This is a genomic window from Parasaccharibacter sp. TMW 2.1888 (genome assembly GCF_023167265.1).
GTDB classification, from domain to species: Bacteria; Pseudomonadota; Alphaproteobacteria; order Acetobacterales; family Acetobacteraceae; genus Bombella; species Bombella apis.
Genome location: NZ_CP030979.1, coordinates 1,870,011 through 1,883,818 on the forward strand (window position 1 = coordinate 1,870,011; position 13,808 = coordinate 1,883,818).

Genomic DNA, 13,808 nt, shown 5'->3' on the forward strand with positions numbered 1-13,808 from the left:
TCTCTATCTATGGAAGAATATTATAAATTTCCACCCTGTTTTGTAGAATTATTGCGTAGTCTACTTTTCCTGATGCCATAAGCGAAATAGACGCAGAAGCCGACTGCCAGCCAGAGGATCAGACGCATCCATGTGAGCGGGCTCATGGATCCCATGACGATCCCGCAGGAAATGATCCCCAGCAGAGGCACGGCGAACGGCCCGCCCGGCACCTGGAAGCTGCGTGGTGCCTCCGGTGCCCGGAAGCGCAGGGCCGTCACGCCGGCACAGACGATGACGAAGGCGAGCAGGGTGCCGATGGAGGTCATCTCCCCCAACGTGGCGATGGGGACGCAGCCCGTCAGCACGGCGGCCGTTGCCGCAGTGATGATATGGGCCGTCCAGGGCGTGCTGGTGCCTTTGTGCAGTCTGGCAAGGAAGGGGGGCAGAAGGCCGTCATCGGCCATGTTCATGGCAATCCGGCTCTGCCCGATGAGCAGGCCGAACAGCACGGAGATGAAACCGAAGGTGATGCCGATTTTCACCAGCACGGCCATCCATGGCATATGAATCTTGTCCATGGCCGTGGCAACGGGGCTGGGGTCATGGGCGAGGGCACGATAGTCCACCACACCAAGAAGGATGGTGGAGAAAACGACATAGATGACAGCACAGGTCAGCAGGCTCCCCAGAATGCCGATCGGCATGTTGCGCTGGGGGTTCTTCGTATCCTGTGCGGCGGTGGACACGATGTCGATGCCCACATAGGCAAAAAAGGCCATGCCAGCAGCCCGCATGATGCCGCTGATCCCGAATTCTCCGAATTTCCCCGTATTGGCCGGGATGAAGGGGTGGAAATTGCTGGTATCGACAAAAGGCGTGCAGACGATGATCAGGCCGACGATGACGAGAATCTTTACCAGCACGACCAGCGAGTTGAGACGGACGGAGAAGTTTGTGCCCCGCATCAGCATCAGGGTGATGATGAAGAGAAGCAACATTCCCGGTGCGTTGCACCACGCATGGGCGGTGTGACCATCCGGCATGACGACATCCGTCATTGGTGGTGCAAGCAGTCTCGGGTCAATGATGATGTTCCATCCCTTCAGCAGGGAGGCGATGTAGCCCGAAGCACTGGAGGCGACGGCCGCCGCCCCGACCGTATATTCCAGAATCAGGTCCCAGCCGATGATCCAGGCGACAATTTCACCCAGTCCGGCGTAGGCGTAGGCATAGGCGGACCCGCCGGAGGGCAGCATCCCGGCCAGCTCGGCATAGCAGAGCCCAGCGAAGCTGGCGGCGATGGCGGCGATGAGGAAAGAGATGATGACTGCCGGGCCGGCATTCTGTCCGGCAGCAACGCCTGTAAGGGAAAAGAGACCCGTGCCAACGGTGACGCCAACACCCATGGCGATGAGACGCCAGGGGCCGAACACCCTTTTCAGTCCACTGTTCTGACTTTCTGGAGGGGGGACTTGTTTGGTCTGCCAGAAGGGCAAGGTCATTGGTGGGTCTCTCGCATTTTTTAAACGTAATTAACCTGCGACGATAGACGCGCTTAGCTCTCGCGCCTATAGAAAGAAAAGAGTTTTTTTGCGGGAGATGGATGACAATGTCCAAAAGCACCAATCAGGCCGGTCTGCATTCTTTCTTTCATGCCCCCCTCAAGGAGAGGGATCATGAAGTCAGTGCGATCCTGAATGCCGAGCTTGAACGCCAGCAGGATGGCATCGAGCTGATCGCTTCTGAGAACATGGCGTCTTTCGCCGTAATGGAGGCTCAGGGGTCCGTCCTGACCAACAAATATGCCGAGGGTCTGCCGGGTCGCCGCTATTATGGTGGCTGCGTTGATGTGGACAAGGTCGAGAATCTTGCCATCGACCGTCTGAAAAAACTTTTCGGTGCTGAATTCGTCAATGTCCAGCCCCATTCCGGTGCCAATGCCAATCAGGCGGCCTTCATGGCACTGGCAAGGCCGGGTGACACCATACTCGGCATGAGCCTTGCCGCCGGTGGCCACCTGACCCACGGTGCCGCCCCGAACTATTCCGGCAAATGGTTCAAGGCTGTGCAGTACGGTGTGCGTGGCGAGGACGGCCTGCTTGATTACGAGGAGATGGAGCGTCTGGCCCGTGAGCACAAACCCCGCATCATCGTGGCGGGCAGCTCGGCCTATCCCCGCGTGATCGACTTCCCCCGTTTCCGCAAGATTGCTGATGAGGTCGGTGCCTATCTGATGGTGGACATGGCCCATTTCGCCGGGCTTGTGGCGGCTGGCCTCTATCCCAGCCCGGTTCCTCACGCTGATATCACGACTTCCACGACACACAAGACGCTGCGTGGCCCCCGTGGTGGTATCATCATGACCAACGATGCGGATATTGCCAAGAAGATCAACTCTGCGGTGTTCCCTGGTCTCCAGGGTGGCCCATTGATGCACGTCATCGCCGGTAAGGCTGTAGCCTTCGGTGAGGCCCTACAGGGTGAGTTCAAGGAATATCAGCAGCGTGTGCAGGCGAATGCCCGTGCGCTGGCTGACGAGCTGCTGAAATGTGGGTTCGATATCGTGACGGGTGGTACGGATACTCATCTTGTGCTGGTGGACCTGCGTCCCAAGAAGGTGACCGGCAAGAAGGCCGAGGCCCTTATGGAACGTGCTGGTATCACCGCCAACAAGAATGCCGTGCCGTTCGATCCTGAAAAGCCGTTCGTCACCTCTGGCGTGCGTTTGGGCAGCCCGGCCGCCACGGCCCGTGGTTTCGGTGAGGCAGAGTTCCGTCAGGTGGCTCGCATGATTGATGCCGTGCTGAGCGCTGATGAGAATGATGACGCTACCTTCGAGCGTATCCGCAAGGATGTGAAGGAGCTGTGTGCTCGCTTCCCGATCTATGATCGTGCGTCTGCCTGATCATGTTCAGTTCTGCCGGGGGAGGGCGTGCAAGTCAGCCCCCGGCAGGAAGGCCGTTCTATAGCGTTTCCGTCGTGATGATGCGGATGCGGTACTGGATGTGCTTCTCAATATCCCGCAGGCGGGTCCGTTCTTCCAGCGTGGCGAACGTGACGGCCCGCCCCTGCTTTCCCGCACGGGCTGTCCGGCCGATGCGGTGAATGTAGAGTTCTGGCGTCTGGGGCAGGTCCATGTTCACGACGAGCTGGATGTCGTCAATATCAAGTCCGCGGGCGGCAATGTCCGTTGTCACGAGGATGGACCCGGTCTGATTCTGGTAGCGGTCCAGAGTCTTTTTGCGGTCTCCCTGCGTCTGCCCGCCATGCAGGGCAATGGCCCTGTATCCGGTTTTTCTCAGGAGTTTTGCGACGGAATCGGCTTTCTGCTTCGTCTTCGTGAAGATGATGCTTCGACCCGTTCCGTCTTTTACCTGTGCTCCTGACCGTTCCAGAAGTGTCAGGAGCAGGGTGTCTTTCTGCGCCTCGGTGATGAACAGGGCCTGCTGGCGGATGCGCCGTGGCGTGACCTCTTCCTCGCCGGGTTCCACCCGCACGGGGTCTTTCGTAACCTGTTTTGCCAGTGCCATGACAGGTTCCGGCAGCGTGGCGGAACAGAAGATGGTCTGGGGCCGATCGGCGATGTAGGGCACGAGAGCCGTCATGCTGGCGGAGAATTCTTCATCCAGAAGACGGTCGGCTTCATCCAGCACCAGATAGATGATGTGTTCCAGTGACAGTTCACCTTTCTCCACGAAGTCCAGAAGACGGCCATGCGTGGCGACGATGATGTCGGCTCCCTGTTCCAGTGAGCGTGCCTGCTGGTCACGGGGCACGCCGCCACAGATGACACGCGTGCGAAGGGGAAGTTGACGGCCCAGCTGACGGCAGACCCCGGCTGTCTGCATGGCGAGGTCACGGGTTGGCTCTAGGATCAGGACCCGTGGAATGGACCCGGCAGTTCCGTCCTGCTTGAGGCTGGCCAGTTTCTGGAGGGCGGGCAGGACGAAAGCTGCCGTCTTGCCTGTGCCGGTCTGGCCGGGCAGGAGAACGTCACGCCCCGCCAGAAGGGGGGGGATGCCCTGCTGCTGTATGGGGGTTGGTCTGGCCATGCCTGCTTTCCGGGCGGCCTGTGCCAGCTCGTCTGAAAGGCCGAGGTCTGTAAAATCTGTTTGTGTCATGAATGCTGTTCTTGCCAGAAGAGGGATGTCGATGTGATGCACGGGACCATACCCGCAGGAGATCAGGAATGCATGCAGCCATCATAGCTGAAGATTTCGCCGGAATGAGATCCCAGGGGCGAGGGCTGGCAGAGCGGACGGGTTTTTCGTGGGAGTTCCATCCTGTCATCACCAACAGGGGAAGGCTGGTCTCATGTCTGTCCGTCCGTTTCTGGCCGCATTCTCTGGGTCTTTTTGCCCCATTCAGCCTTTCTTCTGCAACCCGTCTCATCATCAGCGTGGGTGGAAAGGGCGGCGTGGCCGGGGCGGCTCTCGGAAAACGGTACGGTCTGCCAGTAGTGCAGATACAGCACCCACGAGCGAAACTCTCCCCCTTTGCTCTTGTCGTGGTCAGTCAGCATGACCGGCTTGAGGGGCCGAATGTGCTTTCAGTCCGTACAGCCATGCATGATGTTACACCGGCCCGTCTGGAAGAAGCTGGCAAGCTGTGGAAGGATCGTGTCCGGGCAGGGGCAGAAAAGGTGTTGGGGGTGCTTCTGGGTGGCTCCAATGGGCGGTACAGGTTGGAAGAGGCCGAAGCTGCGGTCCTGTCGGAGAAGCTGGCCGGTTTCATGCAGGTAACTGGTGTTCGCTGCGTGCTGACACCATCCAGACGGACATCACGGCAGGCTTTGGAGGTGCTGCGGGAGCGCCTGATGCCTCTGGGGGGTGTCGTGATGGAAGGAAAAGGGAATGAGAATCCTTATATGGGACTGCTGGCCTGCGCTGATGCTCTGGCTGTGACGCAGGATAGTGTATCCATGATCTCCGAAGCAGTGGCGACGGATCGCCCTGTCTGTATTCTGCCATTGAAGGGTCGGTCTTCAAGGCTTGAGAGGTTCGTCGAGATACTTGAAAAAGAGGGACGTGTGCAGTCTTCTTTAAGAAACGTTTCGTTTTCTCCTTGTAAAAGACTTGACGATACTTCTCTGGCAGCAGAAGAAATACATCGCCGTATTCAGTTTAATCAGGAAGGATGACCCAATGCTGGATATCAAGACATTTGGCCCGCAGGGGGGGAACGTCCTTTATAAGGCTTTGTCTCACCCTCTGGTTGTAGAGGGAATGAAAGAGCTGGAGCAGACGCTTCAGCACTGCTCTCTTGCCGTTTATGACCCGGAGGGGTACCTGCCGACAGTATGCGGGCTGTATCCTGCTCTTCAGCCTTCCGTCATCCTGACGCATGATAGCGAGCAGGTCGGGCAGCCTGATGGATTTGGCGGGCAGAAAAAGGCTGTCGTCCACATTGCCGAGATTGATGCGGATGCGGTCCTGGCCCTGTCTTTTGATGATACCAAGATGCGGTCCCGTCTTGGGGGATTTCTCGGGGGGAAGCCTCTTCATACTCTGGGGGATGCACGGTTGCCGGATAAATTTCTGCCTTACCGGCGGCCTTATCTGGACAAATGCAATTTTGCGACCAATTTTGCCTTTTTCCGGGAAACTGAACAGTTCAGCACCAGGCTGGTTACGGCGAATTATTGGTCGAATTATGGTGCAGAAACAATCCGCTATTGGTTGCGGCTCTTTGATGTTACTGGTCACGTTCTGGCTGAATGGTTTGAGGAGGTGGAAGAGGCTGATGCGGGTGTAGTGATTGACAGCCGCACGGTGAAGAAACAGTTTGGCCTGCCAGATTTTGTTGGACAGCTTTTCATTCATGTCATCGGGGCGAAAGGCCATGATGTCGTGAAATATGCGCTGGACAGTTTTGGCCGGAATGGTGATCCCAGCCTGTCTGTTACCCATGATGCCAATGCCTGGCCTTCCATGCGCTTTGCCACATTGCCAGCTCCAGACGACGAGGAGACGGTCCGCCTCTGGATACAGAACAGTCATGGCACGGCCATTCCGTCAGGGGCGATCACGCTGAACCCGATGGGCGAGGAAGAGCATCGTGCGGTAAGGCAGGTTATCGGACCTTATGAGACGGTCGCTGTTGATGTGGGAGCGTTGTTTCCTGATCTGGAATGGCCAGCCCAGCTTGAACTTCGTTCCGGGCAGCATCTGGTGCGGCCCCGCTACGAGGTTGTGCAGAGGGGCCGGACCCGTATTGCCCATATGAATGTTGAGCGTGCCGACCTGCTGCCGGACCCGGCAATCCGCACGATGTCCCCGTTGCTTGGGCGTGGTTTCGTTCTGCCTTTTCCGGTGCCGGACCCGGCCATCTATACGAGTTTCGTCCAGCCGACCCCCATGTCGGAAGCCCTGGAGAGCCTGCCGATGAGGCTGGATCTGTTTGATGAAGCAGGCCAGAGCTGTGGCAGTCATTTTCTGGGTAATCTGCCCCGGAATCATCAGGGAGCCGTGGCCCTGCATGAACTGATGAATCAGCCCGGTCATGCGGAGCTGGTCTATGATTTCCGTGATGGGGGGGAGGGAGATGGCTGGCCTCATGCGCTGATGCGTTATCGCCATATCGGGACAGATCATGCCGCTGAAACCAGTTTTGGCGGACATATTTTCAACACCATGATGACGTGGCGGAATGAGCCGCAGTCCTATGCAGGCCCACCGCCGGGCCTGACCACCCGGCTGTTCCTGAAGCTGGGGCAGCAGCTTGATGGTGTTACCCTGAAAAGCTTCTGCCATCTGATCTATCCCACGTCCCTGCGGGATGGGCGTCAGCCTTCCAGGACCTGTCTGCATCTTCACGCTGCCAATGGGGCTGAAGTGGCGCAGGAGACCATCAGTATTCAGCCTTCCGGTTCCTGGCTTCTGAAGCCTCATGAGCTTTTTGATGCGGAGCTGTTACAGAAGGCAGGAGAGGGGGGGTATGTTCTCATACGGGACCTGACCTGCCGTCTGTTCGGGTATCATGGGCTGGAGAATGGCGTTGGGAGCTTCTCTCTGGATCACATGTTTGGTTTTTGAGAGGGTTATTGAAATAATCTGTACCGTTCTCCCTTATTGCTCTTGCAAGCGCCGGGGGAGAGCGGTATAAAGCGCTCATCCAAAGAGACGGATGCGTAGCTCAGCGGTAGAGCACTGCCTTCACACGGCAGGGGTCACAGGTTCAATCCCTGTCGCATCCACCATGGCTTTCCCGGAAAACTGCCGTTTTTGACCGTTAGTAGCGGCAGCTGCGTCGTTCGTCATCGTTCATGAGTGACCGTAAAAACGTGCGAGTCGTCATGAGAATTGGCACAAAACTGACACAGCGTTTTCAGGGATTTTTCCCCCAGCAGGCCGCATTTTCCCGCAGGGCATAATCGAGATCAGCCACCTGAATACGGAGGTTTTTCAGTTCAGGGTGGGCGATAAGCTCGGCATAGGCTCCCTGCTGCTGCTCAACTGTGGGCGTCCGCAGGTTGAGGCATTGCTGGCGGATGCGGACCTCGCTGCATCCTCCCAGCAGGGCGATGCCACAGGCCAGAACCAGAGTGCAGGGGACGTATAACCAGAGCGGACTTTCCTTCTGCATCACTGGCCCTCCTTTCCGTCCCTCAGCTTTGCCAGCAGCTCGTCATCCGTCTGTGGCGCACTGGCTGCGGCCTCGTTCATGCGGGCCATGGTGGCGTTCTGGGCATTGGCCTCAGTCACGTTCTGCTGTTCAGACCGTACACGGGCGGCGTTGCGGCCAGCCCGGTACAGAACCCAGCCAAACAGGGTGAGGGCGGCGATTGCCGCCACCCCCAGCCCAGCATAGACATACATCATGCTGCAGAACTGACCTGCGCCGCATTCGGCACAGGCTTCTTCTCTTTCAGAGCAGCCAGCACATCATGGATGCCCCCTTCCACTTCGCTCAGGCCGCTCTCGACACGGCTGATGCCAGCGAAGAGGGCGGAGGTGTCAAAGCGGTCTGCCAGAAGAGAGGCGGCTTCATCGGAGATACCGCCAAGAATGGTGGAGGCCAGATGCAGCCGTGTTTTGGTTTTCACGCTCTCGCTGTCGCCCATTGCGCCCTCGATGAGGGAGAACAGGCCGTCAATGACGGAAGAGGCAGTGTTGGTGTCAGACATTGTGATTTCCTTTTCTGTGAGGGATGGGATGGCCGGGTTCAGTCAACCCGGCTTGTGAGGCTCCTTCCCGGCCATGGCGCTCTTTTCCAGAGCATCAACGGCGGTTGGAATGGCAGCTGAGGCGATGGCCCGTGCCGTGCTGTTGTCTGGCAGCAGCAGCGGGATGGCAGCCCCGATGAGGGTTGTGGCCAGGCCGCTGCTCAGCGCTCCTGTTCTTGCTCCGGCCAGACCGGCAATGATGAGGGACAGGCCCTGAAGCGTTGTCGGCTGGCGCAGCCAGTGCAGGGGCTTCATGCTGCGGCCTCCTGCACTCCGGCCACCCTGTCGACCAGCGGGCCATAGGGATTTTTCCCGTTTTCCATGAGAATGATGGCCCTCATCAGACCCGCCACGAGATGTGGCGTGAAGGGTCCGAGCTTCTGGTCCGGTGTGACGCCGAGGGCATGGGACACGCCTTCAATGTAGCTGGCCGTGTCGTTCTCGCTGGGAGGCGCCCATTTGCCGATGATGCCCGCCACCGTGTCCAGACCATCCCTCTGGTTGTAGCGCAGCAGCTGGCCTCGCAGGGCCATCAGCCCGGCTTCAGGTGTGGCGAACACGGCAAAGCGTGGATGAACGCCCTTTTCGAGATGCGCCCCGGCCTGTCCGACATAGTTCAGATTGCCCGGATTGTTGTTTCGGATACCCCGTACTTCCATGGGTTTTACCCTCCGATGTGGAAAATCTTCATGATGATGGCGAGGATAATCCCTCCCGCTCCTGACCCACCGGCAATGAACATGCTGCGCCATGAGTTGCCGTGCCTGACCTGGGACAGTATCTGTTCCAGCATCTGCTGCTGGCTGGCCTGCCTGTCCTTGACAACGGCCATATCCGTCTCGATCTCTCGAATGTCCTTCTTGATCTCCAGCCCTTCGGCACGGGTCAGATACTGGTCATTCATGGATGTTTCGCTCCAGTCCCGGAGGCATCCACCCATGCACTTCCATTGAAGAAGACGGGCTGACCCGTCCCGGCGCAATCCGTGCAGAAGAAGGCCGTGCCAACTGGTACCGAAAGAGGCAGGGCGGAATAGGGGCGGGCTGTCAGGCTTACCCCACCAGATGCTCCAAATGTCATGATACCCCGAGCCGCCGGTGGGAGCTGGCCGCCATCAAAAATCCCGTGCTGGGCAGGGGGAACGGCAATGCTGTCTGCAAAAGCCGTTCCAGCCATCAGGGATGCAAGAAGTGCTAGTGTGAAGCGCATGAATGTCCATCTCCATCATCATGACGGACAGATCATCATGCGTTTGTAATTCGGGCGTGTCTTCAGCGCCCATAGGGGCTCCATGTTGGCGATATGAGGAAGCCCTGCCCCTGACTGCGCTGGACAAGCTTTTCATAACGGGCCGTGTAGCCGGGATTTATCATGTCCTGCAGGCGGTAGATCACGCCATATTTCAGGGCTGCATTGATGCCTGGAAGATTGCCGAACGGTATCTGCCCGGAGGCAAAACGGACAAGATCGGCCAGATAGGTGCTGGCCTTCTCGGCATCTGGACTACCTATCAGCTCGTCACGGGTGGCGGTGAATATCCCGGCCAGTTTCGTGATGTCGGAAATGGTTGGCCCCGCCAGTGTTTCCAGCACCGTGTTCCCCATGCGGCTCATCTGGCCGAAAAGGAAGTCACCATAAATCCCGGCACCCCCGCCCTGGGCCATGGCCGACATCCATGTGCGGACATCGCCTGCATCCCGTGGTTCTTTCCCGGCCAGAATGGCCTTGGCCTGCATGGCGACGTAGCCCAGCACGGTCGTGGCGGCGATCATGTGGATGATGCCGGGCAGGTCCATCCCGTTGCGTTTCACCTCACGCTGATGGAAGCGGCGGATATGTGAGGCCGGGAAGCTCTTGAACTGGAGCATAAGCCGTGCGGCCTGTCCGAGCAGCGGGTTAACGTCATCCAGCCGGTTGCTGATGCCCCGGAAGGTCGCCTGCGTGCGGACATCGGGTTCCGTCATGCCCTCCCGGGTCTGGTCGGTGATGTAGGCATAGAGCTTTCGGGTCAGGCTGTCCCGCACGTCATCGGCTGTCTGTCCTTTCTCGAGGAGGGGAGCCACGGCATCGTCAGACAGGCGGCCCATCTCGCTGGGCAGGATATGGTCTTCTCCAGCGGCTGTCCGCACGGCCTGCCGCATCACGTCCCATTCTGGCCTGGTGATGCCGAAGCGTTGCAGGCTGGCCCGCAGCTTTCCATCAAGGGCCTCATGGGACAGACCGGCATTCCGCCCCAGATTGTGGGAGAGCATCAGGCCTATGCCCTCGGACAGGCTGTCCGTCCAGTATTGCAGCCCGTTGATGCGGTAGAATTTGTTGATGAGGTCGCTCATCTTTCCCAGAGGGGCATCATTGGCGGAAAAGCGGCTCATGACGGATCCAAGATGCCCCTGCAGCCCCACACCCAGCAGCCGGGCGATCTCTTTGCGCTCTGCCGGGTTTTTGCTGCTCAGGCCCGGAGCAAGGGCTTTCAGGCTGTTCCAGTAGCTTTCCAGCAGCGGGACGCCATTGTGTCTCAGCACGGCGGCATTGATGGCCAGATCGGGCAGGGAGGAGATCATCACGCCGCCCAGTTTCGTAATCTGGTTCCACGCATGGGCGTAGGCCCCGATGGTTTCAACCGTTTTGTTGGCCGGCTGTCTGGCCCGGCCTGTCACGACGTCCATCAAGGCACCTCTTTCCAACCGGCGGAGCTTATCAACCATTTTGGCATCAGCCCTCTCACGGGCGGCCTGCACGCTTTCCTCGATCATGCTGCGGAACATGTTCTCAGGGTTCGTGCCCAGATCGCCCATCACGGCAGCGTTGCGTGCCCCGTTGATGAGGCCCTTGAAGATGCTGTCCACCACATGGCCCTGGCCAAACTTCCTGTTATAGGCCAGCCAGCCATCAGCATCCCTGAAGTGCAGCACACGGTTCTGGCTGACCTTCTTGGCTTTGTTGGATGTTCCTTTGAAGCCGGAAAGCCAGTCCCGCCCGTTGGCGTTATCATGCTCACCGGTGGAGAGGTTAAGCCAGACATTGCGGAGGAAATCTTCCTTCGACTGCCTGGCGGGCATCATCTCGAAGGTACGGTCATCCAGCAGGGGCAGGATGGTATCCTGCCAGTTCTGGTAGGCCCTGTCCGATCCGTCGCCCCGTATCTTCCACATGTCATGGCTCTGGCGGGTGACGTAATGGTCGGCCTTGCCAATCCATGCGCCCTGCCTGTTCTGCATCAGACGCACGGTGTCCTGATAGCCGGACAGGATGCGGGCGGCCTCGGCAGCCAGCCTGTTGCCTGTTGGTTCCCCGGCTTCCGGGTCATCAAGCCGCCACATCTCACGGGCCACATCGGCATCAAACTGTTCATCACGCTCCAGCAGCGCCTTGAAGACGCCTGCCTTGTCCAGATCATGCATGAGAGGGCCGAGAAGCTGGGCAGTGCGGGCGTGGCTGCTGGCATCCACAGAGAGGGCGGCGCCATTCTCCCCGGTCTGCTTCCCGGCAAGGATGCCTTCAAGGGATGCTGCTTCATCGCCGGGCACGATGCGGCGGCGCAGGGCAGCCCGGACGATGAGGTTCTTCTTGCGGGAATTGGCCTCTATGATGGCAGCCAGACGCTCCTCATCGGCTAGGCGGGCACCGGCCTTTTCCAGTGCCTCCCGTGGGGACAGGCCCTGCTTCATGTAGCGTCCGGCTTCCTTCTCCAGCCGCCCGAACATCTCGTCAAGCTCTGCCTTGGACATTTCACGGCCAGCGGCTTTCTCGGCTTCGTTGTAGCACGGGTTCTCGTGGGTCATGGGGCTTTCCTTGTAAGGCAGGCGGCGGCGGAGGTGAGGGCATCGGCATTGCCATCGGAGAGATCCTTTTCACGGCGGATCTCTGCCAGCTCTTCGGGACTGATCTGATCGCCCAGGGCGGCAAGCTGCCGGTCGATCTGGTCGGAATAGGACTGTGCTTCTGTGATTCCATGTCCAGTCTCTGGATCGGGGGCGTCCTCCCTCTGGGCTGCAAGACCGGCACGGCTCTGCGTGACCTCATGATCTTCATGACCATGGAGGTTTCTCATGATGGCTTCTGCCGCATCCTGCTGGATGGCATCGAGCCGCCGCCTTGCATCCTGATAGGCCTCTTCCACATGGCCCTGCCAGCTGGCTTCGTGGCCTTTTCCCCGTTCTGCCTCGATGAGGCGCAGGGCCTGCTCCACGGCGTCTTCCGGGCTGTCCTTCTTCAGGATGGACCCAGCAAGATCATAGAGGTCCAGCCCTTCAAGGCCTGAATCAAGATGCTGGGCATAGAGGCCCAGACGCTGGCGGGTGAGGGCATGGAGAAGCTCCTGCGTGGCCCCGATGCGCTCCATGTGGGTGGCACGGCCATGGTCCAGCATGTCCGCATACCGCTCCCATGTGGTATGGCGGGACACCCGCAGTGCATCCTCCATGGCGGCATCTGGGTGCAGGCCGGACAGGATGGCCTCCGTGGCATGGGCATGCTCTTCCGGCGTGAGGGTGATGTCTGCTGCCCGTGCAGCTTCATCGGCATCGTCGGCGGCTTGTGGCGGCCTCCCGGTCGGCATGGCAGGCTGGGGCGCAGCAGCGTCTGGCTGCTCCGGCTCATCATCGGGACGCTCATACAGGGCCGCCTCATCCAGCGTATCAGCATGGCTCTGCTGGAGCCGGGAGAGGTCATCAGCAACCCTGTCCCGCAGGGGAGCCTGAGACATGGTTTCATCAGGCTCCGCACCATGCCCGGCCATGGTACGGTCAAGCTCGTCTCTGGCGTTCTGGACCTCATGGATGGTCAGCAGGCTCTCGGCATTGCCGGGACTGTCGCTGGCCATGGACGTGAGACCATCTGCCAGAACCTGTCCTCTGGCACTGGTTCCGGCCCGCTCCAGACGTCGGCCAAAGGCATGGCCCAGACCATGCAGGCCACCACCCATGATGCTGCCGAAGCCGATGTCCCGGAGGGCCTGACCCATGCTCCAGTCATTGTGCTCGTCACGGTCCAGATACATGTTGAGCGGCTCGAGGGCCACCATGCCGATGGCTCCCTGGCTGGCACCCTGCACCACACGTCCCGGCAGGCTGCTGGAGAGGGCCGCACCGGCACGGCTGTTCAGCCTTCCGGCACTGAGCAGGCCGTCCGCCACACTCTCCATGCCCAATCCCTCGGCACGGGCGGCGGCACTGCCAAGGACAAGGCTGATGCGCTCCTCCCCCAGGCCGGGGATCAGGGCGGCGGCATAGTTGATGGGGTCCAGAAAAGCAGGAAGGGCACCTGCCGTTGTGTTTAATATGCTGTTGATGGCACCGCCCGGCCTATTGCGGATGGTGTTCTGCCGGATGAGGTCAGCCTGCTTCTCATCATTGAGGGTCTGGGCAAGTGCAGAAGAAACAGGCCTGTCGAAATTGAGAACACCCCTGATGCCATAGCGGGCATTGGCATCCTCTGGGGTGAGCGTATCGCCTTCGGTGCTTTTCGTCTCATGGCGCAGCCAGTCACCGATGCGGACGACCGGCATGTCATTGATGCCCTCCATGACGGATGCACCAAGAGACTGCTCAAGGGATGACTGTTGCCCTGCCAGTCCTTCATCCTGAACACTCCTGAGCGTGTTCAGTCCGCCTGAAAAAAGTGACATATGCCCTCCCTGTGGCGGGAGAGCATGTCAGGGATT

The 13,808-nt window shown here is 59.3% G+C and carries 14 protein-coding genes and 1 tRNA gene; 4 read left to right on the forward strand and 11 right to left on the reverse strand.

The window, feature by feature from the left end; all coding sequences use genetic code 11:
* Positions 1-20: 20 nt before the first annotated feature.
* A complete protein-coding gene (locus DTQ13_RS08465) occupies positions 21-1,484 on the reverse strand; it encodes an APC family permease (RefSeq protein ID WP_086431021.1) in 1,464 nt (487 codons plus the stop codon).
* Positions 1,485-1,591: 107 nt separating this feature from the next.
* On the opposite strand from DTQ13_RS08465, the gene glyA reads away from it, so the two are divergent.
* Positions 1,592-2,887: a serine hydroxymethyltransferase gene (gene glyA, locus DTQ13_RS08470; protein WP_248461249.1), complete on the forward strand. Its 1,296-nt coding sequence runs from the start codon at positions 1,592-1,594 to the stop codon at positions 2,885-2,887.
* Between the two features lie 58 nt (positions 2,888-2,945).
* Here the strand turns inward: glyA and DTQ13_RS08475 are convergent, their stop codons facing one another.
* Positions 2,946-4,103, reverse strand: coding sequence for a DEAD/DEAH box helicase (locus DTQ13_RS08475; protein ID WP_192848107.1), 1,158 nt, complete (start codon positions 4,101-4,103; stop codon positions 2,946-2,948).
* 68 nt (positions 4,104-4,171) lie between these two features.
* Between DTQ13_RS08475 and DTQ13_RS08480 the strand changes: the two genes are divergently transcribed.
* From DTQ13_RS08480 to DTQ13_RS08490, 3 genes are all read left to right on the forward strand, one after another.
* Positions 4,172-5,122: a mitochondrial fission ELM1 family protein gene (locus tag DTQ13_RS08480; protein WP_248460555.1), complete on the forward strand. Its 951-nt coding sequence runs from the start codon at positions 4,172-4,174 to the stop codon at positions 5,120-5,122.
* Between the two features lie 4 nt (positions 5,123-5,126).
* Entirely contained in the window at positions 5,127-7,016 is a 1,890-nt protein-coding gene (locus DTQ13_RS08485) for a hypothetical protein (RefSeq protein ID WP_248460556.1), read from the forward strand.
* Positions 7,017-7,105: 89 nt separating this feature from the next.
* A tRNA-Val gene (locus DTQ13_RS08490) sits at positions 7,106-7,180 on the forward strand.
* 128 nt (positions 7,181-7,308) lie between these two features.
* Here the strand turns inward: DTQ13_RS08490 and DTQ13_RS08495 are convergent.
* From DTQ13_RS08495 to DTQ13_RS08535, 9 genes are all read right to left on the reverse strand, one after another.
* The gene (locus DTQ13_RS08495; protein WP_248460557.1) at positions 7,309-7,566 is read right to left on the reverse strand and encodes a hypothetical protein; all 258 of its coding nucleotides are present in this window, start codon (positions 7,564-7,566) and stop codon (positions 7,309-7,311) included.
* The gene (locus DTQ13_RS08500) at positions 7,566-7,802 is read right to left on the reverse strand and encodes a hypothetical protein (RefSeq protein WP_248460558.1); all 237 of its coding nucleotides are present in this window, start codon (positions 7,800-7,802) and stop codon (positions 7,566-7,568) included. The genes DTQ13_RS08495 and DTQ13_RS08500 overlap by 1 nt, the downstream gene beginning before the upstream one ends.
* Positions 7,799-8,107 (reverse strand): hypothetical protein, encoded by a 309-nt coding sequence (locus tag DTQ13_RS08505; RefSeq protein WP_248460559.1) that lies wholly within the window; start codon positions 8,105-8,107, stop codon positions 7,799-7,801. Before DTQ13_RS08505 ends, DTQ13_RS08500 begins: the two co-directional genes overlap by 4 nt.
* Positions 8,108-8,149: 42 nt before the next feature.
* Entirely contained in the window at positions 8,150-8,401 is a 252-nt protein-coding gene (locus DTQ13_RS08510) for a hypothetical protein (protein WP_086441137.1), read from the reverse strand.
* Positions 8,398-8,805, reverse strand: a complete 408-nt coding sequence (locus tag DTQ13_RS08515; protein WP_248460560.1) for a structural protein P5 — start codon at positions 8,803-8,805, stop codon at positions 8,398-8,400. The genes DTQ13_RS08510 and DTQ13_RS08515 overlap by 4 nt, the downstream gene beginning before the upstream one ends.
* 5 nt (positions 8,806-8,810) lie before the next feature.
* The gene (locus DTQ13_RS08520; RefSeq protein ID WP_086441135.1) at positions 8,811-9,050 is read right to left on the reverse strand and encodes a hypothetical protein; all 240 of its coding nucleotides are present in this window, start codon (positions 9,048-9,050) and stop codon (positions 8,811-8,813) included.
* A complete protein-coding gene (locus tag DTQ13_RS08525) occupies positions 9,047-9,355 on the reverse strand; it encodes a hypothetical protein (RefSeq protein WP_248460561.1) in 309 nt (102 codons plus the stop codon). The genes DTQ13_RS08520 and DTQ13_RS08525 overlap by 4 nt, the downstream gene beginning before the upstream one ends.
* Before the next feature lie 62 nt (positions 9,356-9,417).
* Entirely contained in the window at positions 9,418-11,928 is a 2,511-nt protein-coding gene (locus DTQ13_RS08530) for a hypothetical protein (protein ID WP_248460562.1), read from the reverse strand.
* On the reverse strand, positions 11,925-13,772 hold the full coding sequence (locus DTQ13_RS08535) for a hypothetical protein (RefSeq protein WP_248460563.1): 1,848 nt from the start codon (positions 13,770-13,772) through the stop codon (positions 11,925-11,927). The genes DTQ13_RS08530 and DTQ13_RS08535 overlap by 4 nt, the downstream gene beginning before the upstream one ends.
* Positions 13,773-13,808 lie beyond the last annotated feature (36 nt).

What these genes read in the sequence shown, in the direction of transcription:
- DTQ13_RS08465 (WP_086431021.1), bottom strand. Translation starts at nt 1,484, where the DNA reads ATGACCTTGCCCTTCTGGCAGACCAAACAAGTCCCCCCTCCAGAAAGT.
- glyA (WP_248461249.1), top strand. Translation starts at nt 1,592, where the DNA reads ATGTCCAAAAGCACCAATCAGGCCGGTCTGCATTCTTTCTTTCATGCC.
- DTQ13_RS08475 (WP_192848107.1), bottom strand. Translation starts at nt 4,103, where the DNA reads ATGACACAAACAGATTTTACAGACCTCGGCCTTTCAGACGAGCTGGCA.
- DTQ13_RS08480 (WP_248460555.1), top strand. Translation starts at nt 4,172, where the DNA reads ATGCATGCAGCCATCATAGCTGAAGATTTCGCCGGAATGAGATCCCAG.
- DTQ13_RS08485 (WP_248460556.1), top strand. Translation starts at nt 5,127, where the DNA reads ATGCTGGATATCAAGACATTTGGCCCGCAGGGGGGGAACGTCCTTTAT.
- DTQ13_RS08495 (WP_248460557.1), bottom strand. Translation starts at nt 7,566, where the DNA reads ATGCAGAAGGAAAGTCCGCTCTGGTTATACGTCCCCTGCACTCTGGTT.
- DTQ13_RS08500 (WP_248460558.1), bottom strand. Translation starts at nt 7,802, where the DNA reads ATGATGTATGTCTATGCTGGGCTGGGGGTGGCGGCAATCGCCGCCCTC.
- DTQ13_RS08505 (WP_248460559.1), bottom strand. Translation starts at nt 8,107, where the DNA reads ATGTCTGACACCAACACTGCCTCTTCCGTCATTGACGGCCTGTTCTCC.
- DTQ13_RS08510 (WP_086441137.1), bottom strand. Translation starts at nt 8,401, where the DNA reads ATGAAGCCCCTGCACTGGCTGCGCCAGCCGACAACGCTTCAGGGCCTG.
- DTQ13_RS08515 (WP_248460560.1), bottom strand. Translation starts at nt 8,805, where the DNA reads ATGGAAGTACGGGGTATCCGAAACAACAATCCGGGCAATCTGAACTAT.
- DTQ13_RS08520 (WP_086441135.1), bottom strand. Translation starts at nt 9,050, where the DNA reads ATGAATGACCAGTATCTGACCCGTGCCGAAGGGCTGGAGATCAAGAAG.
- DTQ13_RS08525 (WP_248460561.1), bottom strand. Translation starts at nt 9,355, where the DNA reads ATGCGCTTCACACTAGCACTTCTTGCATCCCTGATGGCTGGAACGGCT.
- DTQ13_RS08530 (WP_248460562.1), bottom strand. Translation starts at nt 11,928, where the DNA reads ATGACCCACGAGAACCCGTGCTACAACGAAGCCGAGAAAGCCGCTGGC.
- DTQ13_RS08535 (WP_248460563.1), bottom strand. Translation starts at nt 13,772, where the DNA reads ATGTCACTTTTTTCAGGCGGACTGAACACGCTCAGGAGTGTTCAGGAT.